This window comes from Streptomyces coelicoflavus, from assembly GCF_003112555.1.
Classification (GTDB): Bacteria; Actinomycetota; Actinomycetes; order Streptomycetales; family Streptomycetaceae; genus Streptomyces; species Streptomyces coelicoflavus.
The window spans coordinates 233,849-256,287 of record NZ_BEWB01000010.1; the positions used below are offsets into that span (position 1 = coordinate 233,849).

Annotated in this window: 20 protein-coding genes and 5 tRNA genes; 17 read left to right on the top strand and 8 right to left on the bottom strand. The window is 73.5% G+C overall.

The window, feature by feature from the left end:
- Window positions 1–459 precede the first annotated feature (459 nt).
- The 3 genes from Sco07f_RS24915 (at window position 460) to Sco07f_RS24925 (ending at window position 2,768) form a co-directional block, all read left to right on the top strand.
- Complete coding sequence (locus Sco07f_RS24915; RefSeq protein ID WP_108989249.1) at window positions 460–1,638, top strand: glycerophosphodiester phosphodiesterase; 1,179 nt, start codon at window positions 460–462, stop codon at window positions 1,636–1,638.
- 74 nt (window positions 1,639–1,712) lie between these two features.
- The gene (locus Sco07f_RS24920; protein WP_007390224.1) at window positions 1,713–2,213 is read left to right on the top strand and encodes an RNA polymerase sigma factor; all 501 of its coding nucleotides are present in this window, start codon (window positions 1,713–1,715) and stop codon (window positions 2,211–2,213) included.
- A gap of 57 nt (window positions 2,214–2,270) precedes the next feature.
- Entirely contained in the window at window positions 2,271–2,768 is a 498-nt protein-coding gene (locus Sco07f_RS24925; protein ID WP_108989250.1) for a GNAT family N-acetyltransferase, read from the top strand.
- Between the two features lie 24 nt (window positions 2,769–2,792).
- On the opposite strand, the gene Sco07f_RS24930 is transcribed toward Sco07f_RS24925, so the two are convergent.
- A complete protein-coding gene (locus Sco07f_RS24930; protein ID WP_108989251.1) occupies window positions 2,793–3,209 on the bottom strand; it encodes a hypothetical protein in 417 nt (138 codons plus the stop codon).
- 1 nt (window position 3,210) lies between these two features.
- Window positions 3,211–3,570 (bottom strand): hypothetical protein, encoded by a 360-nt coding sequence (locus Sco07f_RS24935; RefSeq protein ID WP_007390225.1) that lies wholly within the window; start codon window positions 3,568–3,570, stop codon window positions 3,211–3,213.
- Window positions 3,571–3,630: 60 nt separating this feature from the next.
- On the opposite strand from Sco07f_RS24935, the gene Sco07f_RS24940 reads away from it, so the two are divergent.
- The 9 genes from Sco07f_RS24940 (at window position 3,631) to Sco07f_RS24980 (ending at window position 15,959) form a co-directional block, all read left to right on the top strand.
- Window positions 3,631–4,281: an HAD family hydrolase gene (locus tag Sco07f_RS24940; RefSeq protein WP_087791920.1), complete on the top strand. Its 651-nt coding sequence runs from the start codon at window positions 3,631–3,633 to the stop codon at window positions 4,279–4,281.
- 425 nt (window positions 4,282–4,706) lie between these two features.
- Window positions 4,707–5,762 (top strand): methionine ABC transporter ATP-binding protein, encoded by a 1,056-nt coding sequence (locus Sco07f_RS24945; RefSeq protein ID WP_007447683.1) that lies wholly within the window; start codon window positions 4,707–4,709, stop codon window positions 5,760–5,762.
- Window positions 5,759–6,496 carry a methionine ABC transporter permease gene (locus tag Sco07f_RS24950; RefSeq protein ID WP_167468214.1) on the top strand — a complete coding sequence of 246 codons (738 nt, stop codon included), beginning with the start codon at window positions 5,759–5,761 and terminating at the stop codon, window positions 6,494–6,496. The genes Sco07f_RS24945 and Sco07f_RS24950 overlap by 4 nt, the downstream gene beginning before the upstream one ends.
- Before the next feature lie 71 nt (window positions 6,497–6,567).
- Window positions 6,568–7,395, top strand: coding sequence for a MetQ/NlpA family ABC transporter substrate-binding protein (locus Sco07f_RS24955; protein ID WP_054103152.1), 828 nt, complete (start codon window positions 6,568–6,570; stop codon window positions 7,393–7,395).
- 159 nt (window positions 7,396–7,554) lie between these two features.
- Window positions 7,555–8,193, top strand: coding sequence for a GNAT family N-acetyltransferase (locus Sco07f_RS24960; RefSeq protein WP_167468215.1), 639 nt, complete (start codon window positions 7,555–7,557; stop codon window positions 8,191–8,193).
- Between the two features lie 118 nt (window positions 8,194–8,311).
- Window positions 8,312–9,538, top strand: coding sequence for a precorrin-6y C5,15-methyltransferase (decarboxylating) subunit CbiE (gene cbiE / locus Sco07f_RS24965; protein ID WP_007447675.1), 1,227 nt, complete (start codon window positions 8,312–8,314; stop codon window positions 9,536–9,538).
- Window positions 9,539–9,910: 372 nt separating this feature from the next.
- Window positions 9,911–13,678, top strand: a complete 3,768-nt coding sequence (cobT, locus tag Sco07f_RS24970) for a nicotinate-nucleotide--dimethylbenzimidazole phosphoribosyltransferase (RefSeq protein WP_108989253.1) — start codon at window positions 9,911–9,913, stop codon at window positions 13,676–13,678.
- A 228-nt stretch (window positions 13,679–13,906) separates the two neighbouring features.
- Window positions 13,907–15,139: a uroporphyrinogen-III C-methyltransferase gene (gene cobA, locus Sco07f_RS24975; protein WP_108989254.1), complete on the top strand. Its 1,233-nt coding sequence runs from the start codon at window positions 13,907–13,909 to the stop codon at window positions 15,137–15,139.
- Window position 15,140: 1 nt separating this feature from the next.
- The gene (locus tag Sco07f_RS24980; RefSeq protein WP_108989255.1) at window positions 15,141–15,959 is read left to right on the top strand and encodes a TrmH family RNA methyltransferase; all 819 of its coding nucleotides are present in this window, start codon (window positions 15,141–15,143) and stop codon (window positions 15,957–15,959) included.
- A 14-nt stretch (window positions 15,960–15,973) separates the two neighbouring features.
- Here the strand turns inward: Sco07f_RS24980 and Sco07f_RS24985 are convergent, their stop codons facing one another.
- A complete protein-coding gene (locus Sco07f_RS24985) occupies window positions 15,974–17,440 on the bottom strand; it encodes a serine/threonine-protein kinase (RefSeq protein WP_244942148.1) in 1,467 nt (488 codons plus the stop codon).
- 589 nt (window positions 17,441–18,029) lie between these two features.
- On the opposite strand from Sco07f_RS24985, the gene Sco07f_RS24990 reads away from it, so the two are divergent.
- The 3 genes from Sco07f_RS24990 to Sco07f_RS25000 all read left to right on the top strand — a co-directional run bounded on the left by Sco07f_RS24990 (window position 18,030) and on the right by Sco07f_RS25000 (window position 19,832).
- On the top strand, window positions 18,030–18,212 hold the full coding sequence (locus Sco07f_RS24990) for a hypothetical protein (protein WP_007443462.1): 183 nt from the start codon (window positions 18,030–18,032) through the stop codon (window positions 18,210–18,212).
- A 295-nt stretch (window positions 18,213–18,507) separates the two neighbouring features.
- Window positions 18,508–19,443 carry a phosphotransferase family protein gene (locus Sco07f_RS24995; RefSeq protein WP_108989330.1) on the top strand — a complete coding sequence of 312 codons (936 nt, stop codon included), beginning with the start codon at window positions 18,508–18,510 and terminating at the stop codon, window positions 19,441–19,443.
- Between the two features lie 101 nt (window positions 19,444–19,544).
- The gene (locus Sco07f_RS25000) at window positions 19,545–19,832 is read left to right on the top strand and encodes a TFIIB-type zinc ribbon-containing protein (protein WP_007447626.1); all 288 of its coding nucleotides are present in this window, start codon (window positions 19,545–19,547) and stop codon (window positions 19,830–19,832) included.
- 55 nt (window positions 19,833–19,887) lie between these two features.
- Here the strand turns inward: Sco07f_RS25000 and Sco07f_RS25005 are convergent.
- The 5 genes from Sco07f_RS25005 to Sco07f_RS25025 all read right to left on the bottom strand — a co-directional run bounded on the left by Sco07f_RS25005 (window position 19,888) and on the right by Sco07f_RS25025 (window position 20,355).
- Window positions 19,888–19,959: transfer RNA gene (locus Sco07f_RS25005), tRNA-Val, on the bottom strand.
- 31 nt (window positions 19,960–19,990) lie between these two features.
- Window positions 19,991–20,062 (bottom strand) — tRNA-Val (locus Sco07f_RS25010).
- Window positions 20,063–20,097: 35 nt separating this feature from the next.
- Window positions 20,098–20,169: transfer RNA gene (locus Sco07f_RS25015), tRNA-Val, on the bottom strand.
- A gap of 1 nt (window position 20,170) precedes the next feature.
- Window positions 20,171–20,244 (bottom strand) — tRNA-Cys (locus Sco07f_RS25020).
- A gap of 38 nt (window positions 20,245–20,282) precedes the next feature.
- A tRNA-Gly gene (locus tag Sco07f_RS25025) sits at window positions 20,283–20,355 on the bottom strand.
- Window positions 20,356–20,532: 177 nt separating this feature from the next.
- Here Sco07f_RS25025 and Sco07f_RS25030 point away from each other — a divergent pair.
- Both Sco07f_RS25030 and Sco07f_RS25035 read left to right on the top strand, forming a co-directional pair.
- Window positions 20,533–21,597: a chorismate-binding protein gene (locus Sco07f_RS25030; RefSeq protein WP_108989256.1), complete on the top strand. Its 1,065-nt coding sequence runs from the start codon at window positions 20,533–20,535 to the stop codon at window positions 21,595–21,597.
- Window positions 21,594–22,415 (top strand): aminotransferase class IV, encoded by an 822-nt coding sequence (locus Sco07f_RS25035; RefSeq protein ID WP_108989257.1) that lies wholly within the window; start codon window positions 21,594–21,596, stop codon window positions 22,413–22,415. The genes Sco07f_RS25030 and Sco07f_RS25035 overlap by 4 nt, the downstream gene beginning before the upstream one ends.
- The last annotated feature ends 24 nt before the right edge of the window (window positions 22,416–22,439 follow it).

Genomic DNA, 22,439 nt, shown 5'->3' on the forward strand with positions numbered 1-22,439 from the left:
CTGTGCAGGTGAGGACATTACTCGCGGTCCGGGGGGTCCCGCACCTCGGGTCTCCCGGGTCCTCCGCGGTGTTGACGCGCGTTCACCTGCGGTGCCGGGGTGCCGTACGGCGGCCGCGCCGTCCCCGGATGTGAGGCAGGTCGCGCCCGGCAGGAACACGGCGACGGTTCCACGCGCTCGTTCCCTGTGCACGGTTCCGTGTGCGGACACGGCCCGGATCGAAGCACGTACGACACGCCGGGCGCGGGAGGCGCGCCGTCCGGACGGCACCACCGCACCCGTACCTCGCGCCTACCCCGCCGGACCGCCGCCAAGCCGGCCCTCCCGCCCGAACGGCACCCCCTGCGCGCGCGACACGACACCCCCGCGCACCCGCGTGTTCCGGTCGCGGTCTCCCGCTCGTCATGTACGCGCCCCTACGATCGGCCCGCACGGGACGGTCAACGGCAGGAGGGCCCCATGGGAACGCAGGACTCGGACGAGCAGGCGGGCGGCGGCACCGGACGGCGGGCGCTCCTCGGCGCGGCGGTGCTCGGCGCGGGCGGGGCCGTACTGGGCCTGCCCGGCACGGCGAGAGCCACCGACGCCCGGCGCGGCGGCGGCCACGGCGGCGGAGTGAAGAGCCTGCCCGTCCCCACCGTCATCGGCCACCGCGGGGCCAGCGGCTACCGCCCCGAGCACACCTTCGGCTCCTACGAGCTGGCCCTGGACCTGGGCGCCGACATCGTGGAGGCCGGTGACCTCGTGCCCACCCGGGACGGTCACCTCGTCTGCCGGCACGAGCCGGAGATCGGCGGCACCACCGACGTCGCCGACCACCGCGAGTTCGCCGACCGCAGGCGCACCAAGTCGCTCGACGGCGTCTCGGTCACCGGCTGGTTCACCGAGGACTTCACGCTCGCCGAGCTCAAGACGCTCCGCGCCACCGAGCGCATCCCGGCCAACCGGCCGCACAACACCCTCTACGACGGCCGCTGGGAGATCCCCACCTTCGAGGAGGTGCTCCGCTGGCAGAACGAGCAGACCCGCAGGCGCGGCAAGCAGGTGTGGATCTACCCCGAACTCAAGCACCCCACCTACTTCCGCAAGCTGGGCCTGGGCACGGAGGAGCGCCTGGCACGGCTGCTGCGCAAGTACGGCAAGCACCGCAAGAACTCGCCCGTCATCATCCAGTCCTTCGAACCCACCAGCATCCAGCGGATGAACAAGCTGGTCGACAACCCCCTGGCCGTCCTGCTGTCCGGCGCGAACAGCCGTCCCTGGGACTTCGTCGAGACCGGGGACCCGCGCACGACCGCCGACCTCGTCACGCCGGAGGGACTGAAGGAGATCGCCTCCTACGCGCAGGGCATCGGTCCCACCCTGGACCTGATCATCCCGAAGGACTCCGCGGGCCGCCTCACCGAGCCGACGACCCTCGTCCGCGACGCGCACCGTGCCGGTCTGATCCTGCACCCGTACACCATGCGCAACGAGAACCCCTTCCTGCCCGCGGAGTTCCGCAAGGGCGACGACCCCGACGCCTACGGCGACGTCTTCGGCGCGTTCCGCACCTACTTCGCCACCGGTATCGACGGCGTCTTCACGGACAACCCGGACACGGGCCTGCTGGCCCGCGAGGACTTCGTCAACAGCTGAGCGCACACCCCCGGTTGGGGTGAGCTTCGGCCGCCCGGGCAACCCGTCGCCCGGGCGGCCGCGTCGACGTGCATATGACGCATGACCTGGTCACCTCCCTGCGCCCTCTCCTCACCGCCGAGGCCTCGGCCGAGGCATATGCCTCCGGAGCCGAACCCGGCGACCTGGAACAGGCGGTCTGGCTGCGCCTGCTGGAACGCTTGGAGGCCGAGGGCCCGCCCTCCGACCCGCAGCGCTGGCTGCGCGGCGCCGTGCGCACCGAGGCCCGCCGCACCCTCCGCAGGGTCCGCAACGAGCGGCCGTACGGGACGGAACCCGTGGGTGTCGCCGAGTCCGCGTACGAGCCCGAGCGGCTCGCGCTGACCGCGGCACGGCACCGCGCCCTGCGTGAGGCCGTGCGCCGGCTGCCGGGCCGCTGCCCCCGGCTGCTGGAGGCCCTGCTGTCACCCAGGGACCTCACATACCGGGAAATCGCGGGGGAGTTGGGTATCTCACAGGGCAGTCTTGGCCCGGAACGCTCCCGATGTCTGGGATGTCTGCGTCGATTGCTGACGCCGGAGGTTGCGGCGGGCTGAGGACGGGGATAGGAGTGGGGGACCACAGGTGATCAGGTGAGCGGGAGGCATGCGCACATGGGCATGAGCGTGACCATCTCGGCGGCGACCGAAAAGGATGCCGAGCAGATCTTCCGGTTGCAGTACCTCTGCTTCCAGAGCGAGGCGGCGCTGTACGGCAACTACCGCATCGACCCGCTCGTCCAGACCCTGGACTCCGTGCGCGAGGAGGTCGTCTCCGACTGCGTGTTCGTGGCGCGGCTCGGCGACGAGGTCGTCGGTTCGGTACGGGGGCGGGTGACCGAGGACGGGGCGGCGTCCATCGGCAAGCTCTGCGTCCACCCCCGCCTCCAGGGGCACGGCATCGGGGCCAGGCTGCTGCGGGCCGCCGAGTCCGCTCTGGGCGGGGAGCGCGGCGCCAAGCGCTTCCGGCTGCACACCGGGCACCGCAGCGAGAGCAACCTGCGGCTGTACCGCCGGGTCGGCTACGAGACGGTGGGGACCGCCGAGGGCACGGACGGCGTGCCCATGATCGTCCTGGAGAAGCCGGCGGAGACGTACGCGACCACGGCCTGAGCCGCCGCCCGGGTCCGGCCGCCGCTACGCGGTGCGGGCCCGGCGCAGCCAGTACAGGGCCGACAGCGGCAGCAGCACCGGAATGAAGAGGTACCCCATCCCGTAGTCCGACCAGACGGTCGCGTCGGGGAAGGCGGAGGGGTCCACCAGCGTCCAGGTGCCGACCGTCAGGACACCCACCAGCTCGGCGGCGCAGCACACCAGCGCCGCCCTGCGGGCCCGCTCGCCGCCGCGCACCAGGGTGTACGTGATGAATCCGTAGACGACGCCCGCGACGGCCGACAGCGAGTAGGCGAGCGGCGCCCGGTCCAGCTCGGTCGCGATCTGGTACGCGGACCGCGACACCGCGCCGACGACCATCACGCCGTACAGCCACACCAGCAGGATGCCGGGCCCGGTGATCAGCCGCCGCCCGGTCTGCTTCTCCTCGGTAGCCACCACGTCAGCCTCCCCAGATGTCATACAGCCGCACCTCCAGCACGGCGAGGACGACACCGCCGGCGGCGACCGTCACCGAGCCCCAGCGGGTGCGCTCGGCCAGCGACATGAAGCCCGCCGCCGGTACGCAGGCGAAGGCGCCCAGCAGATAGGCCACGAAGATCGTCGTGCCCTGCTCCGGATCCTCGCCCCGCGCCAGCTGCACGATCCCGACCACCAGCTGGATCAGCGCCAGTGCCGAGACCACGGCCATGCCGATGAAGTGCCAGTCCTTCGTCGGCTGGTCACGGTAGGCGGCCCAGCCGCACCAGGCGGCGAGCAGCAGGGCGGCGACGCCGGTCACCAGCGTCAGGACGTCAAGCATGGCAGCGAGCCTATTACGGCCGAAAAGGCCTCCCGTCCCCGGCCCCGTAGGGTCGGGGGCATGAAGCTCCACGCACAGGCCCTCCTGTTCGACAACGACGGCACCCTCGTCTCCTCCCTCGAATCCGTGCGCCGCTGCTGGACGCGCTGGGCCGTCGAGTACGGGATCACCGCCGAGCAGTTCGGGCGGGTGGAACTGCACGGGCGGCCGGCCGCCGAGATAGCCGCCGACCTGCTGCCCGCCGCGAGGGTCGCCGAGGCCGTCGCACGGATCGAGCAACTGGAGGTCGAGGACGTGCCCGGCGGGGGCGTGCACCTGCTGCCCGGCACCCGCGCCTTCCTCGACGCGCTCCCCGCCGACCGCTGGGCCGTCGTCACCTCCGCCACCCGCCGCCTCGCCGAGGCCCGCCTCGACGCCGTCGGCATCCTCCCCAAGACCCTCGTGGCGGCCGACGACATCACCCGCGGCAAGCCCGACCCCGAGCCCTACCTGCTCGGTGCCCGCGCCCTGGGCGTCGACCCGGCCGACTGCGTCGTCTTCGAGGACGCCCCCGCCGGACTCCAGTCCGGCCGCGCCGCCGGAATGCGGACCGTGGCGTTGGCCACAACCCACCCGGCCGGCGAACTCGGTGCCGACCTGGTCGTCGACGACCTCTCGGCCCTGTCCGCACTGGTCACCGACGCGGGCATCGAGATCTCCGTACGGGACTGAACCGCGCCCCCGGAGACCGGCCACCGTCCACCGCTGTCCACCATGCGGACAGCGGTGTCCGCTCACAGGAGCCGGTCTGCTTTACTGATCCGCATGAGCACCACGAGCGACCGCACCCCTGCGACCGAGGCGACCACGACGCCCGGTGCTCGTTGTATGTGCCTTCGAATGTGCGCCTTCTAGAGGGCCCCCGCACCACCTGAGCCTCGCGCCCCGAAGCGAGCGCCCGCGCCTGTCCGCCCGCGCCCATTGCGCGCGCGGCCGAGCCACGCCCCGCGCACACGTTTCTCCCCGGTCCCACCGCCATGGCGCACCGCCACCGCGAGAACCGTGCCGCGTTCCGAAGGGCCCGAGAACCCGAAGAACAACGCCCCGTGCCCGGCGCACATCACCGCGCCGCGCACTCGACAGTGACGGAAACCCACGTGATCACCACATCGGGCCTCACCAAGGTCTATCGTTCACGCGGCCGTGAGGTCACCGCCCTGGACGGCGTCGACCTGCACGTCCGCGAGGGCGAGGTGTACGGCGTCATCGGCCAGTCCGGCGCCGGCAAGTCCTCGCTCATCCGCTGCGTCAACCTCCTGGAGCGCCCCACCGCCGGCACGGTCACCGTCGCCGGCCAGGACCTCACCGCGCTCGCCGGGCGCGGCCCCCGCGCGGGCCGGGAACTGCGGCAGGCGCGCAGCCGTATCGGCATGGTCTTCCAGCACTTCAACCTGCTCTCCTCCCGGACCGTCCAGGACAACGTCGAACTGCCGCTGGAGATCCTCGGCAAGTCCGGGAAGGAACGTTCCCGCAAGGCGCTGGAGCTGCTCGACCTCGTCGGACTCGCCGACAAGGCCAGGGCCTACCCCGCCCAGCTCTCCGGCGGCCAGAAGCAGCGCGTCGGCATCGCCCGCGCCCTGGCCGGCGACCCCAAGGTCCTGCTCTCCGACGAGGCCACCAGCGCCCTCGACCCGGAGACCACCCGCTCCATCCTCCAGCTGCTGCGCGACCTGAACCGGCAGCTCGGTCTCACCGTCCTGCTCATCACCCACGAGATGGACGTCGTCAAGAGCGTCTGCGACTCGGCCGCCCTCATGGACCGGGGCCGCATCGTCGAGTCCGGCACGGTCGGCGAACTCCTCGCCACCCCGGGATCCGAACTGGCCGCCGCGCTCTTCCCGGTCGGCGGCGACGCCACCGGGGACGACCGCACCGTCCTCGACGTCACCTTCCACGGCGAGGCCGCGACCCAGCCCGTCATCTCCCAGCTCTCGCGCACCTACAACATCGACATATCGATCCTCGGTGCCGCCATCGACACCGTCGGCGGCCTCCAGGTCGGCCGGATGCGCATCGAACTGCCCGGCCGCTACGAGGACAACGTCGTGCCCGTCGGCTTCCTGCGCGAACAGGGACTGCAGATCGACGTGGTGAACGAGACGCCGGAGACACCGGCCCCGTCGGCTTCGCTGGTGAAGGAAGGTGCCAAGTGACCTGGTCGCAGATGCAGCCGCTGCTGGAGCAGGCCTCCTGGGAGACCCTGATCATGGTCGGCTGGTCCACCCTGATCGCCGTCGTCGTCGGACTCCCGCTCGGCGTGCTCCTCGTCCTCACCGACCGCGACGGCCTGCTGCAGAACGTCGTGGTCAACAAGGTCATCGGGCAGATCGTGAACATCGGCCGCTCGATGCCGTTCATCATCCTCATGGTCGCGCTGATGAGCTTCACCCGCTGGGTCACCGGCACCACCATCGGCAGCGAGGCCGCGATCGTGCCGCTCGCCATCGGCGGCATCCCGTTCTTCGCGCGGCTCGTCGAGACCGCCGTGCGCGAGGTGGACGGAGGGCTCGTCGAGGCCGTCCAGTCCATGGGCGGCAACACCTGGACCATCGTCCGCAAGGTGCTGGTCCCCGAGGCGCTCCCCTCCCTGATCGCCTCCACCACCACCACGGTCATCGCCCTCATCGGGTACTCCGCCATGGCCGGCACCGTCGGCGGCGGCGGCCTCGGCGACCTCGCCGTCCGCTACGGCTACCAGCGCTTCGAGCCCGGCTTCATGTGGATCACCGTCGCGCTCCTCGCCGTCGCGATCTCCCTCATCCAGTTCACCGGCGACTACGCGGCCCGCACCCTGCACCGCCGCGGCGGACGCGGTGGCGCGGGGCCCAGGCTCCGGCTGCTCAGGGCCAAGGAGCCCGCGGCGGCCGACGTGAGCAAGGTCGCGTAGCCCCCGCCCCCTCAAGACTCCCCGTCCGCCACCCGGAACGGGGTCGCACCACCTCAGGAAAGGCACTTTTCGTGCGTAACACCGCCAAGATCACCACCGCCGTCCTCGCCGCCGGAGCCCTCACCCTCGGCCTCAGCGCCTGCGGCTCCGACAAGGACTCCGCCTCCGACACCTCCGGCCCGCTGATCGTCGCCGCGAGCCCCACCCCGCACGCCGAGATCCTCAACTACGTCAAGGACAACCTGGCGAAGGACGCGGGCCTCGACCTCGAGGTCAAGGAGTTCACCGACTACGTCACGCCGAACACGGCGACGGAGGACGGCTCCGTGGGGGCCAACTACTTCCAGACCCAGCCCTACCTCGACGACTTCAACAAGAAGAACGGCACCCACGTGGTGTCCGTCGTCGACGTGCACCTGGAGCCCCTGGGCCTCTATTCGCACAAGGTGAAGAAGGCCGACGACCTGAAGAGCGGTGCGACCGTCGCCGTCCCCAACGACACCGTCAACGAGGGCCGCGCGCTGCAACTGCTCGCCGCCAACGGGATCATCACCCTCAAGGACGGCGTCGGCACCGCGGCGACCCCCGCCGACATCACCAAGAACCCGAAGAACCTCGAGTTCAAGGAGCTGGAGGCGGCCCAGACCCCGCGCTCCCTCGACGACGTGGACGCCGCGGTCGTCAACGGCAACTACGCGATCGAGGCCGACCTGAAGCCCGCCGAGGACGCCCTCGTCCTGGAGAGCGCCAAGGGCAACCCGAACAGCAACCTCCTCGCCGTGAAGGAGGGCCACGAGGACGACCCGCGCGTCAAGAAGCTCGCGAAGCTCCTCAACTCGCCCGAGGTGAAGAAGTTCATCGAGGACAAGTACGACGGCGCGGTCCTGCCCTCGTTCTGACCCTGCTCCCGGCCCGCCTCCCGGGCCGGAACCCCGCGTCACCCACCGGGTCCGCTCCGTGCCTACGGGGCGGACCCGGTGGTGTGGTTGAGTGCTTTCATGCTGCATGCTGGGCAGTTCGAGCAGGCCCTGACGGCTACACAGGTTACGGAGCGGCGCATGACGAGCACCTTCCCCAACATCTCCATCAGCACGGAGCGGTTGGTGCTGCGCCCCCTCGACGAGGACGACGTCCCCGCGCTGGCCGCGATGATGAACGACGAGCAGGTCGCCGCCTGGACCCACGTCCCCCAGCCCTTCACCGAGGCCGACGCCGCCACCTGGATCGGGGACCACGCCCCCGCCGAGCGCACCGCGGGCCGGGGGCTCGACCTCGCCGTCACCGAGTTCCTCACCCAGCGACTGGTCGGCCTCATCCAGCTGACCAAGACCAACTGGCACGTACGGTCCACCGAACTCTCCTACATAGTCGCCCCCTGGGCCCGGGGTGAGGGGTACGCCTCCGAGGCCGCGCTGGCCACCGCCCAGTGGCTCTTCGGCGACCAGAAGTTCGAACGCGTCGAGCTGCGCACCGCGGCCGACAACACCGCCTCCCAGCAGGTCGCCCAGAAGATCGGCTGCATCAGCGAGGGCGTCCTGCGCGGCGCCTGCATGGCGCGCGCACGCACCAACGACGGCGTCTGGACGGACGTACGCACCGACTTCATCGTGTGGAGCCTGCTGCCGGAGGACCTGGAGGGCGCCACCGGACAGCTGACCGACGCCGACGGTTTCACCACCTTCACGGACTGGAACTGATACACGGGGGGCGCCCGGCGCCACCGCCCCGTACCCGGGCCGCACCAGGTACCCTCTCGGGGCGCGCCCGAGACGGTTTTGCAACCACCACCTGCGAAAACCCTGGAGACTGACGACGATGGCCGACCGGGTCACGGTGATCGGCTGGGACGGTTCGCCGCTGACCGCTGCGGCACGCTCCGCACTGGGTGCCGCCACGCTGGTGGCCGGCGCCGCACACCACCTGGCACTTCCCGAGGTACCGCCCACCGCGGAGCGCATCCGTCTCGGCAGCGTCGCCCTCGCCGCCCGCCGCCTCGCCGCCCATCGCGGTACGACGGTCGTCCTGGCGGACGGCGACCCCGGCTTCTTCGGCGTCGTACGCACCCTGCGGGCCCCCGAGTTCGGCCTGGAGGTCGAGGTCGTCCCCGCCGTCTCCTCCGTGGCCGCCGCCTTCGCCCGCGCCGGGATGCCCTGGGACGACGCCCAGGTGGTCGTCGCCCACCCCCGCACCCTGCGGCGCGCGGTGAACGTGTGCCGCGCCCACACCAAGGTCGCCGTCCTCACCTCACCGGGCGCCGGACCGGCCGAACTCGGCCTGCTGATGGAGGGCGTCCACCGCACCTTCGTCATCTGCGAGGAACTCGGCACCACCCGCGAACGGGTCACCGTCGTCACCTCCGACAAGGCCGCCGACCACACCTGGCGCGACCCGAACGTCGTCATCGTGGCCGGCGGGAGCACCGGCCCGGCCACCGCGGGCGACGGCGCCGGCTGGATCGCCGGCCGCGACCCCGCCACCGGACCGCGCGGCTGGTCCCTGCCCGCCACCGCGTACGGCGGCGACCTGGGCGAGGGCGAGACCGACCTGCTCCGCACGGCCCAACTCGCCCGTCTCGGCCCCCGTCTCGGCGACCTCGTGTGGGACATCGGCTGCGGCAGCGGCGCCTTCACCACCGAGGCCGCCCGCGCCGGCGCCGCCGTCATCGCGGTCGACCGGGACCGGGACGCCTGCGCCCGCACCGAGGCCACCGCACGGAACTTCGGCGTCCAGGTCCAGACCGTGCACGGCAACGCCCCGCACATCCTGGAGAACCTCCCCGAACCCGACGTCGTCCGGGTCGGCGGCGGGGGAGCGGCCGTGGTCTCCGCGGTCGCCGACCGCCGTCCGCAGCGCATCGTCGCGCACGCCGCGACCCGCGACGCGGCCGAACTCGTGGGCAGGGACCTGACGGAGCACGGCTACCGCGTCGAGTGCGCCCTGCTCCAGTCCGTCGGACTCGACACCCGGGCCTGGACGGAGACCGAGCGGAGCGTCGCGTTCCTGCTCAGCGGTGAGATCGTGCGGCGCGAAGCGGCCCGTTGAGGGCCGACGGCGACCGCGCCCCGTGATCCGTTGTTCATACCGCGCGAGGTAGGCTGGCGGATTGTTGTACCGCGTGCGGACACCCGGCAGTTCGTCGGGCGATGTCCGTAAAAACCCGTACCTTCGGGGCCGGGTGTGGTACGGCAGAACCGGAGGACGCGCAACGTGGCGCAGTCCACAGCGGGCCGTCGCGGATCAAGCTGTCGTGGCGGGGGAACGACCGCGACAATGCCACTGAATGGCTTTGTCGTCTTTCCCGCGGGTCGTTCGTGCCGCTGGGCACGCACGCTCGTTCTTCACTGTGGGGCGGTCGGTGCGCCGTCCCGGGTGAGCTGGTCGTAGAAGCACTAACCAATGGGCGAGGGGTTACGCATGACCGACACCGGCCAGATCCCGGGCGAGGGGCTGCCGGAGAACGCAGGCATGGTGGAGCAGCCGGGCGTCCCCGCACCCGGCGCGTACACCTACCTCTCCGAGGCCACCACCGAGGACGAGGACCTGTTGTTGCTGCCGGGAGCCCAGAGTGCCTGGGGCAACGAGGTCGCTCCGCCGGCGCCGGAGCCGGTCGTCGAGACCGTCCACCAGCCCGGCCCGCACGAGATGTCCGGTCGCGACAGCGGCTCGGTCGACCTCAGTGGCGTCCGCCTGCCCGACCCGGCGCAGGACGCCGCGTCCGCCCCGGCCCCGCCGCGCAGACCCCTCCACCTCGGTCCGCCGATCCCGGACACCTCCGCCAGCCCGGTCCGCTCCCTCGCCGACCGCGGCCCCGCCGACGCACCCGTACGGCATCCCGGCCCGCCGACCGCGGGGCCCGAGTACCTCGACGTCCCGCAGGCCGCCGTGGCGACCCCGCAGGCGGCGGCGCCCTGGGGGGCGCAGCAGACGGCACCGCAGGCCCAGGAGGTCCCGGTGAACGCCGGGGCGGGGCATGCGGAAACGGTTGTTCCGGTACCGGAGCAGCAGTCGGCCGAGCCGGTGGGCGCGGCCCAGGCGCTCGTGACCCGCGTGGCCACGGAGGCCGTGGCGGCGACGGGCGGGGCGGCCGCGGGCACGGACGACGGAGAGCCCGGCGAACCGCGCGAGGAGGCCGTACCGGAGGCGGCGCAGACCGTGCCGGAGGCGGCGCAGGCCGTGCCCGAGGCCGCGCCGGCCGTGCCCGAGGCCGCGCAGGACGGACAGGCCGAGCAGGGCGGTCCGGTCGTGCACGCCGTGCCGGAGGACCCCGCCGCACCGCCGGCCCCGCACGCCGAACCGGAGCAGGACGCCGCTGCCGCGCAGGAAGCCGTACCGGTTCCCGAGCCGGTCACCGCGGCACCCGTGAGTGAACCCGCCCCGGAGGCCGCGGAAACTCCGAACGCTCTGGAGGCCCAGGAGACTCAGCAGTCGGTACCGGAGGAGGCACCGGCGGAAGCACCGCAGGGTCCCGAAGAGCCTCAGGGACCCGAGGAGCCTCAGGCGGCCGACGCCACGGTGGCCCCCGCACCGCAGGAAGCCGCGCCCTCCGAGGCACCCGGACCCGAGGCCGCCGACGCCCAGGCGCCGGACGCGCCCGAGGCCGTCGAGGCGCCCGGGGTGCCCGGGGTGCCCGGGGTGCCCGCGCCCGGGCCGTCCCCGGTCCAGGAGATCCAGGGGGCGCCCGAGCAGCCCGCGCCCGTCCAGGAGGCGCCCGCGCAGCCGCAACCGGTGGCGCAGCCCGCTCCGGAGGCCCCCGCACCACAGCCTGCCCAGGGTCCCCAGGCCCTCGCGAACGCCGAAGCACCGCAGGAGCAGGCGCAGGAGCAGGAACAGGAAACGGAGCGGGGAGAGAAGCGGGAAGACGAGCAGCCGCAACCGCAGCCGCAGCCGCAGGAGGTGCCCGTGGCCGAGGCCGCGCACGAGCCCGTACGGACCGAGGCGGCCGCCACCGGCACCCCCGGCACCACCGCGCAGGAGCCGCAGCCCGCACCGGCCCAGGGCCCCGTCGTCCCGGAGGCGCACCCCGGCGGGCCCGCGGGGCAGTTCGTGCCCGTCGACGGCGGTCAGGTACCCACGACCCCGCACCTCGCGCCCACGCCGCCCGAAGCCGTGCTCGTCCCGCCGGAGGCCCCGGCACCGGAGCAGACCGCCGCGGAGCCGTTCGCCGCGGAACCCGCGGCCGCGGTACCGGCGCCGCGCGAGTCCGACCCCGAACTCCTCCAGAGCGCCGACGACCTGGACACCCGCGGCGCCGGCCAGGAGGACAACGAGGCCGAAGCGGCGGATACGGTGCGAGCGCCCGAGGCGACTCACGTGGACCCCGCGCCCCAGGACGTGGCCGGTGCGCAGGAAGTCCCCGCGCCGCAGGAAGCCCTCGCGCCGCAGGAGGCCCCGCAGGAGGCCCCGGACGAGGCGAGCACGGCCGAGGTCGCGGAAGCACCGCGGTCCGCGGGACCGGCGGCCCCCGCCTACGACGACGCCGAACGCGAGGCCGTACTGAAGGTCATGCGCGAGCGCCGCGACATCCGCAACGGCTTCCGCGGCGACCCCATCCCGCACGAGGTGCTGCTCCGGGTCCTGGAGGCCGCGCACACCGCGCCGTCCGTCGGCCACTCGCAGCCCTGGGACTTCGTCGTCATCCGCTCCGCCGACACCCGCCGGGCGATGCACGAGCTGGCGACGCGTCAGCGCGACGCGTACGCCAAGTCGCTGCCCAAGGGCCGGGCCAAGCAGTTCAAGGAACTGAAGATCGAGGCCATCCTCGACACCCCGGTCAACATCGTCGTCACCGCCGACCCGACCCGCGGCGGCCGCCACACCCTCGGCCGCCACACCCAGCCGCAGATGGCGCCGTACTCCTCCGCGCTCGCCGTCGAGAACCTGTGGCTCGCCGCCCGCGCCGAGGGCCTCGGCGTCGGCTGGGTCAGCTTCTTCGACGAGCGCGAGATGGTCCGCGCCCTCGGCCTGCCCGAGCACCTGGACGTCGTCGCCTACCTGTGCGTCGGCTACGTCGACGAGTTCCCGGACGAGCCCGAGCTGATGCAGGCCGGCTGGTCCAAGCGCCGCCCGCTGTCCTGGGTGGTCCACGAGGAGACGTACGGCCGTCGGGCCCTGCCCGGCGAGGCGCCGCACGACCTGCTCGCCGAGACCGTCGCGCAGATCCGGCCGCTGGACGCCAAGGCGCTCGGCGAGGCCTGGGAGCGGCAGAAGCGGATGACGAAGCCGGCCGGGGCGCTCGGCATGCTGGAGATCATCTCCGCCCAGCTGTCCGGACTCTCCCGGCAGTGCCCGCCGCCCATCCCCGAGCCCGCGGCCGTCGCGGTCTTCGCCGGTGACCACGGCGTGCACGCCCAGGGCGTCACCCCCTGGCCGCAGGAGGTCACCGCCCAGATGGTGGCCAACTTCCTGGGCGGGGGAGCGGTGTGCAACGCCTTCGCCACCCAGGTCGGCGCCGAGGTGTGCGTCGTGGACGTGGGTGTCGCCACCGACCTGCCCGCCACGCCGGGCCTGCTGCCGCGCAAGGTGCGCGCGGGCACGTCCGACATGACCACCGGCGCCGCGATGACCCGCGAGGAGGCCAAGCAGGCCATCGAGGTCGGCATCGAGACCGCCCGCGACCTGGTGGCGGCCGGCAACAAGGCGCTGCTCACCGGCGAGATGGGCATCGCGAACACGACCGCGTCCGCAGCGCTCATCTCCGTGTTCACCGGCGCCGACCCGGCCGAGGTCACCGGTCGCGGCACCGGCATCAACGACGAGACGCTGGTCCGCAAGACCGGGGTCGTGCGCCGCGCCCTGGAACTCCACCAGCCGGACCCGGCCGACCCGATCGGCGTGCTCGCGGCGATCGGCGGCTTCGAGCACGCGGCCATGGTCGGCCTGCTGCTCGGCGGCGCGTCCCTGCGCACCCCGGTGATCCTGGACGGCGTCAGCGCCGGCGCCGCCGCCCTGGTGGCCCGCGCGATCGCCCCCGAGGTCCTGGCGGCCTGCATCGCCGGTCACCGCAGCGCCGAGCCGGGCCACGTGGCCGCGCTCAACAAGCTGGGCCTGCGGCCGCTGGTCGACCTCGACCTCCGCCTCGGCGAGGGCACCGGCGCACTGCTCGCGCTGCCGATGGTGCAGAGCACCGCGCGGGCCATGCACGAGGTGGCGACGTTCGACTCGGCGGGCGTCACCGAGAAGTAGCGGTCGCACGACGCGGGGCCCGGGACCACGGTGCCGGGCCCCGCGGGGCCTGCGTGCCCGTACCCCGTCCGGGCCGGACCCCGCGGGGCCCGCGTGCCCGTACCCCGTCCGTCGGCCGTCCAGCCACCGGTCCAGCGGTCCACCCACCGGACCGTCCGCGCCCCCACCAGCCGTCCCGCCGTAAAATCCGCACGTCAGCGCCACCGCCGCAAGAGGAGCCGTCCCCTCATGGCCGAACACCCCGCCTACCCCGTAGGCCTCCGCCTCACCGGCCGTCGCGTGGTCGTCCTCGGCGGCGGCCAGGTCGCCCAGCGCCGCCTGCCCGCCCTGATCGCGGCCGGTGCCGACATCCGCCTCGTCTCCCCGGTGGCGACCCCGTCCGTCGAGGCCATGGCGGACAGCGGGGAGATCACCTGGGAGCGGCGCCCCTACGCGGACGGGGACCTCGCGGACGCCTGGTACGCCCTGATCGCCACCAGCGACACCGGGGCCAACAACGCGGCCTCCGCCGAGGCCGAGCGGCACCGCGTCTGGTGCGTCCGCTCCGACGACGCGGACCTGGCAACGGCCTGGACCCCGGCGACCGGACACAGCGAGGGCGTCACCGTCGCCGTACTCACCACCGACGCACGCCACCGCGACCCCCGCCACACCGCCGCCATCCGCGACGCGGTGGTGGAGGGCCTGCGCGACGGCACCCTCGTCGCCCCGCACCGGCGCACCCGTACGCCCGGCGTCGCCCTGGTCGGCGGCGGTCCCGGCGACCCGGACCTGATCACCGTCCGCGGCCGCCGCCTGCTCGCCGAGGCCGACGTCGTCATCGCCGACCGGCTCGGCCCCCGCGACCTGCTCGCCGAACTGCCGCCGCACGTCGAGGTCATCGACGCCGCCAAGATCCCCTACGGCCGCTACATGGCCCAGGAGGCCATCAACAACGCGCTGATCGAACACGCCAAGCAGGGCAAGTCGGTCGTACGGCTCAAGGGCGGCGACCCGTTCGTCTTCGGCCGGGGCATGGAGGAGGCGCAGGCGCTGGCCGAGGCGGGCATCGCCTGCACCGTCGTTCCCGGCATCTCCAGCACCATCTCGGTCCCCGGCGCGGCCGGCATCCCGGTCACCCACCGGGGCGTCGCCCACGAGTTCACCGTGGTCAGCGGGCACGTCGCCCCCGACGACGCGCGCTCCCTGGTCGACTGGCCGTCCCTGGCGAAGCTGACCGGCACGCTCGTGATCCTCATGGGCGTCGACAAGATCGGCAAGATCGCCGAGACCCTCGTCGCGCACGGCAAGTCCCCCGACACCCCGGTCGCCCTCGTCCAGGAGGGCACCACGGCCGCCCAGCGCCGGGTGGACGCGACCCTCGCCACCGTCGCCGAGACGGTCGTCGCCGAGGAGGTCAGGCCGCCCGCCGTCATCGTCGTCGGCGCGGTCGTCGCCGTAGGCCCGCACGGGACGGTCTGACGTGGCCGGCCTCATCACCATCGACGACCCCGACGACCCGCGCCTGCACGACTACACGGGCCTGACCGACGTCGAGCTGCGCCGCCGCCGCGAACCCGCCGAGGGCCTCTTCATCGCCGAGGGCGAGAAGGTCATCCGGCGGGCCGGCGAGGCCGGCTACGCGATGCGCTCGATGCTGCTGTCCGCCAAGTGGGTCGACACCATGCGCGACGTCATCGACGAGGCCCCGGCCCCGGTGTACGTCGTCGACCCGGCGCTCGCCGAACGGGTCACCGGCTACCACGTGCACCGCGGCGCGCTCGCCTCGATGCAGCGCAAGGCGCTGCCCACGGCCGCCGGTCTCCTGACCGGTGCCCGCCGCGTCGTCGTCATGGAGTCCGTCAACGACCACACCAACATCGGCGCGATCTTCCGCTCCGCCGCCGCGCTCGGCATGGACGCGGTCCTGCTCTCCCCGGACTGCGCCGACCCCCTGTACCGGCGCAGCGTCAAGGTCTCGATGGGCGCGGTCTTCTCCGTGCCGTACGCCCGCCTCGACGTCTGGCCGGCCGGGCTGGGGGAGGTCCGCGACGCGGGCTTCACGCTCCTCGCCCTCACCCCCGACGAGCGGGCCGAGCCCCTCGACGCGGTCGCCCCGCACCGGATGGACCGGGTGGCCCTCATGCTGGGCGCCGAGGGCAGCGGCCTGACCCGGCGGGCCCTCGCGAAGTCCGACACGTGGGTGCGCATCCCGATGTCCCACGGCGTCGACTCCCTGAACGTGGGCGCGGCGGCCGCGGTCGCCTTCTACGCGGTGACGGCGGGACGCCCCCCGGCGTAAACCGCCTGCGGCGCTCAGGGCCGGGACGCCCGCTGCCCCGGAAGGCCGCCGGTCGGGTCCACCGGCTCCTGCTGTACCGCCCGGTCCCGCTGCGCCGCCGCCCGCACGCCGCTCCGGTCGTCGCCGAGCCCGCGCGAAGGTCCCTGACAGCCCTGTGCGGCGGCGATGCCCAACGCGACGAGCAGCGTCACCACCACGAACACGAACAGACGCTGGCGCAGCAGCCGCGGGTTGGCGGGCCGCCGCCAGCCGGTCCCCGTCGTCCTCGGCGCCGTACGGCCGGCTCCACTGCGCGGCGCGGGCCGGCCACCGTCGGTGCGGGAGGCCCTCCGGCCGGTCGTGTCGCGGGCGGACGGCGTGGGCCTGGACCCGGAGCGCGCCCCCGCACCGCCGCCCCGCGACGGCGTCCCGCCACGCGCGGGCGTCCCACCCCGCGACGGAACGGAACCGGAACCCCGTGACGGAACGGAACCGGAGCCCCGGGACGCGGGACCCCGCGATCCCGGCGTGCCGCGCGGTGCCGGAGTGCCCTGCGCGCCCGCCCGGCCCTGCGGACGCCGCTGGGCACGCTCCGGATAGGTGTCGGCGAGCCGGCCCGTGGCCACGTCCGCCTCACCACTGCGCGGCGCGGGCGGCCGGACGTCGGCCATGCCCTGGGCCTCCCGGGCGGCGATCTCCTTGAGCCGCAGCGACAGTTGAAGGGTGCTGGGGCGTTCCTCGGGGTCCTTGGCCAGGCAGGCCCGCACCAGCGGGGCGAGCGCGTCCGGCACGCCGTGCAGCTGGGCCTCCTCGTGCACCACGCGGTACAGCATCACCTCGGAGCTGCCGTGCCCGAAGGGCGAGTCACCCATCGACGCGTACGCCAGCGTGGCGCCGAGCGAGAACACGTCCGTCGCCGGAGTGACCGCGGCCCCGCGCACCTGCTCCGGCGCGAGGAACCCGGGGGAGCCGACCGCGGTGCCGACGTGCGTGAGGGTGGAGGCACCGGTGGCCCAGGCGATGCCGAAGTCGATGATCCGCGGCCCCTTCGGGGACAGCAGGATGTTGGACGGCTTCAGGTCCCGGTGCACCACCCCGGCCTCGTGCACGGCGACCAGGCCCTCGGACAGCGCGGCGCCCACGGCCGCGACGTCGGCCGCGCCGAGCGGCCCCCCGTCGACGACCTTGTCGTGCAGGGAGGGGCCGGGCACGTACTGCGTGGCGAACCAGGGGCGGTCCGCCTCCAGGTCCGCGGCGACCAGCCGGGCGGTACAGCCGCCCCGGATGCGCCGGGCCGCCGACACCTCACGCGCGAACCGCGAACGGAACTCCTGGTCCTCCGCCAGGTCCGGCCGGATGACCTTCAGCGCGACCCGCTGCCCCTTCTTGTCGGAGCCCAGGTAGACCACGCCCATCCCACCCGCGCCGAGCCGCCTGTGAAGCCTGAACGAGCCGACGACGCGCGGGTCCTCGCGCCTCAGGCGCATCATCGCCATGTTCATCCCCGCTGCCCGGTCCCTGTGACGTGCCACAGCTTACGTTTCCACGGCCGCCCGCGCGCAGAGGCCGCGCCCTCTCGGGACAACGGATTGTCAGTGCCCGGCGCGAGAGTTGAGGAACGGTCAGTGAACGCCTGGGCGAACCGGCCGTCCGCCGCCCGTGATCCCAACCGGCCGCGGGCGCCGGGGGATTGGACCGGCAGGGGGCGACCGGGAGGGGAGGGCCGCGGAGGGCGGGGAGAGGCCGCGCGGCAGGGCTGCGGCGGGTGGCCGAGGAGGCTTCGGACCGGCGACGGAGGCAGGCGGGGAGATCGCCGGAGTGAGCGAAGTCACCGGACAGCCCGGAGATACCCGGACACGGTGGGCACCCCGTCCGGGAAGACCCCGAGACCCGGGAGCCGGTCTCCACCCAGGGGAGTACGCGGCAGGTCGAGGCTCATCCTCCGGGAGGCCCGGCAATCGGTACGAGGGCATGACGTCGGACGATCGCCCGACGCATAGATTTGAGGTCAAGCGGCGGGTGCAGCACTCGTCCCCCGAGGTCAGACACCCGCCGCTGCAACGAGACAACGAATCGGTCAGGAGAGGGACCATGGCTCAGACGGTGCCGCGGACGCTGGTCCGCACACGGGAAAGCCGCCGTCAGGGCCGTCGCCACCCCGCGGTGGCGACGCTCATGGCCCTCCCCCTGGCGGTCCTGCTCCTCCTCGTCTTCGACGGGTGGGAGACAGTGGCCACACAGGCGTCGTCCGTGGGTGTGGTGCTGGGGCGCTGAGCGGCGACCCCAGGCCCGGAAGAGCGGTCCGGGCGGGGACATCCATCCATGAAACCCCGTGGGGACGGGGGTGCGGCGGACGGCAAAATGCCGGCGCAGCTGGGGAGCTGCGCCGGCATTGCTTTTCCCCTCCGTGCCGCCCGACGACGCACACCCGGACGGCGACGGAGCCGGGCCGGGGCACCTTCGCAGGCCCGAGGCGTCACGGGCGCGGGCCCAGGGCATCAAGGCCGTCGGCGTCGCGGGACAGGAACGGCGCCCGTCCCCGCGCCGCACCCTGCGTACCCTCACCCACGTGACCACGGACGCCCACCCCCTCCTTCCCGCCCTCGAGGCCCGCGTCAGGGAAACGGCCCACGCCCGCACCCCGGCCTGTCCCTGCGGCGCGGCCACCCTCGCCGACCGCCCCGACGCCACCGTCGTCCGGCACGCCGGCACCGTCGCCAAGGCCCATGCCGCGGGCGCCGACCCCGCCGAGCTGTCCCTCCGCGTCACCGCGGCGGCCCGCCTCCCCGGCGTACTCCTGCCCCCGCTCGCCCCGGCCCCCGTCGTCCTGCACGGGCGGCCGGTCACGTACTGGCCCTACGGCGCGCCCGTGGACCCGGAGGATCCGGACGCGGCACCGTGGGAGGCCGCGGCCACCCTCCTCGCCCGCCTCCACCGCACCGCGGCGCCCACCCCCGTACCTCCCATGCGCGGCCCCGCGAAGGCGGCCCTCGCCGTGGCACGCCTCCGGGAGGCCGCGCCCCACCACCCCGCCACCGCGCCCGTACTGGCGGCCTGGTCCGCGCTCCCCGCCTGGGCGCGCGGCGCGGCCGCCATGCCGGACACCACCACCCTCTGCCACGGCGACCTCCACCTCGGCCAGCTCATACGCCACCCCGCCCCCGACGGCCCCTGGCTGCTGATCGACGTCGACGACCTCGGCACCGGCGTCCCGGCCTGGGACCTGGCCCGTCCGGCGGCCTGGTACGCCTGCGGGCTGCTTCCGCCCGAGGAGTGGCACCGCTTCCTCACCGCCTACCGCGCCTCCGGCGGCCCCGCCGTACCCGCCGACGGCGACCCCTGGCCCGTCCTGGACGTCCCCGCGCGCGCCCTCACCGCGCAGACCGCGGCCCGGGCCGTCACCAAGGCGGTTCTGGCTGACCGGCCGCTGGACGAGGTCGAGGGCCGCCTCGTCGACGCCTGCGCGCGGATGGCGTCCGTCCGGCCCGACGCCCCTCGGGGTTGAGCCGAAGTTCCGCGCAGTAGGGTGCAACCGACCTGCGGCGGGACAGAGTCTGTCCTGGCGAAACGTGAAGCAGGACCGACCGGCGAGGAGTTGAGCCGAGCATGCAGTGCCCCAAGTGCCACGCACCGATGCACACCTACAACCGCAACGGCGTTCAGATCGAGCAGTGCAGCGGCTGCCGCGGCATCTTCCTCGACTACGGTGAGCTGGAGTCGCTGACCCGCCTGGAGGCCCAGTGGTCCCAGCCCGCTCCGCCGCCCCCGCCCGCCGCGCCGCAGGCGTACCCGGCGGCCCAGGCTCCGGCGTGGGGCGCCCCGCACGGCGGCGGTCACGGCCACTACGGCCACCACCGTCAGAAGAGCTTCGGCCGCATGCTCTTCTCCAGCTGACCGGAGCACGACGAAGCCCCCGGCCGTTCGAGACGGCCGGGGGCTTCGGTGGGTGTGGACGATACTGGGATTGAACCAGTGACCTCTTCCGTGTCAGGGAAGCGCTCTCCCGCTGAGCTAATCGTCCTGGGAGTGCTGCGGTGAAGCAGAGTACTGCGTGCGCGATACTGGGATTGAACCAGTGACCTCTTCCGTGTCAGGGAAGCGCTCTCCCGCTGAGCTAATCGCGCGGGATCCTTGCGGACCGGTGATCCTTGCGGACCAGTGGACGATACTGGGATTGAACCAGTGACCTCTTCCGTGTCAGGGAAGCGCTCTCCCGCTGAGCTAATCGTCCTTGGAGGTGGAGACGGGATTTGAACCCGTGTAGACGGCTTTGCAGGCCGTTGCCTCGCCTCTCGGCCACTCCACCAGGAGTGTAGGAGGCCCGGGAGGCCCCCTGTTCCTGCGAGCGGACGACGAGGCTCGAACTCGCGACCTCAACCTTGGCAAGGTTGCGCTCTACCAACTGAGCTACGTCCGCCTGTCGGTTCGGTCCGCTTGCGCGGCCCGGCGACGTGATGAACTCTAGCGGATTCCGGGGCCAGCACAAAAACGCGTTTGTGCAGCGTGCTGCGGTGCGCCCGCTCGCGGACCTGGTCAGGGCACCCGGAAGGACACGTTCGGGTCACCTCGGGGCCACCCGCCTAGACTCGGAAGGGTGCTCGACCACCCTCCCCTCGCCCGCTTCGGCGACCGCGTCGCCACCGGTCTCCGCGACGTCACGAGTGATCCCGCCGCCCTCGACTCCGAGGGGTTCTGGGCCGTCTGCGCGGACTTCGAAGGCCGTCTGACCTGCGCCCGCTTCGCCGACGTACGGACCGCGCCGGTGCCCGCGCCCACCCCGGGCGCGTGGCGGGGCCCCGCGGTCGGCGACTGGACGTCCTCCCTCGACCGCGTCGCCTACACCACGGGCGTACGGCGCATCCGCGCGCACATAGCCGCCGGCGAGGTCTACCAGGCCAACCTCTGCCGGGTGCTGACGGCGCCGATCGGCCCCGGCGCCGACGTGGACGCGCTCACCGCCCTGCTGGCCCGCGGCAACCCGGCGCCGTACGCCGGAACGATCCGCCTGCCCGGACACGGCGTCGAGATCGCCACCGCGTCGCCCGAGCTGTTCCTGCGCCGGGACGGCCGGACCGTCGAATCCGGTCCGATCAAGGGCACCGGGCGGACCGAGGCCGACCTGCTGGAGAAGGACTACGCCGAGAACGTCATGATCGTGGACCTGGTCCGCAACGACCTGGGACAGGTCTGCGCCACGGGCACGGTCTCGGTGCCCGACCTGTGCGTCGTGGAGAAGCACCCCGGCCTCGTCCACCTGGTGTCCACGGTGCGCGGCGAGCTGCGCGCGGGCGCCGGCTGGCCCGAGCTCCTCGACGCCGCCTTCCCGCCCGGTTCCGTCACCGGCGCGCCCAAGTCGAGCGCCCTGCGGATCATCGACGCGCTGGAGACCGCGCCCCGGGGACCGTACTGCGGGGGCATCGGCTGGGTCGACGCCGACCGGGGCACCGGCGAGCTGGCCGTCGGCATCCGTACCTTCTGGATCGACCGGTCCGGCGGCCGGGCCGCGGGGCGGCTGTGCTTCGGCACCGGGGCCGGCATCACCTGGGGATCCGACCCGGAGGGCGAATGGCGGGAGACCGAACTGAAGGCGTCCCGTCTCCTCGCGGTAGCGTCGGGGGTGTACGAGGCGAACGTGAGTGGAGAGGCACCGGCGACGTGAAGATCTGGCTCGACGGCGGGTTGCAGGACACCGAGACCGCCCGCGTCTCCGTGTTCGACCACGGGCTGACCGTGGGGGACGGCATCTTCGAGACGGTGAAGGCGGTGGACGGCAGGCCGTTCGCGCTGACCCGGCACCTGGACCGGCTGACCCGCTCGGCCCGCGGCCTCGGCCTGCCCGACCCGGACCTGGACGAGGTGCGCCGCGCCTGCGCCGCCGTCGTCGAGGCCAACCCGATGTCCCTCGGCCGACTGCGCATCACCTACACCGGCGGCCACGGCCCCCTCGGCTCGGACCGCGGCGCGCACGGCACGACCCTCGTCGTCGCCCTCGGCGAGACCGGCCGCCGCCCCGACTCCACCGCCGTGATCACCGTGCCCTGGACCCGCAACGAACGCGGCGCGCTCACCGGCCTCAAGACCACCTCGTACGCCGAGAACGTCGTCGCCCTCGCCCGCGCCCGCGAACGGGGCGCCACCGAGGCGCTGTTCGGCAACACGGTGGGCCGGCTGTGCGAGGGCACCGGGTCGAACGTCTTCGTCGTCCTCGACGGCGAGATCCACACCCCGCCGGTCGCCTCCGGCTGCCTCGCCGGGATCACCCGCGCCCTGGCGGTCGAGTGGACCGGGGCGCGCGAGACCGATCTTCCGCTGGACGTCCTGGACCGCGCCGACGAGGTGTTCCTGACCTCCACGCTGCGGGACGTACAGGCCGTGCACCGCGTCGACGACCGCGAACTGCCGGGCGCTCCGGGGCCGGTGACGGCCAAGGCCATGCGCGTCTTCGAGGAGCGGTCCGGGGACGACCTGGATCCGTGACCCGGATCCTCGGGCCGCCGATAT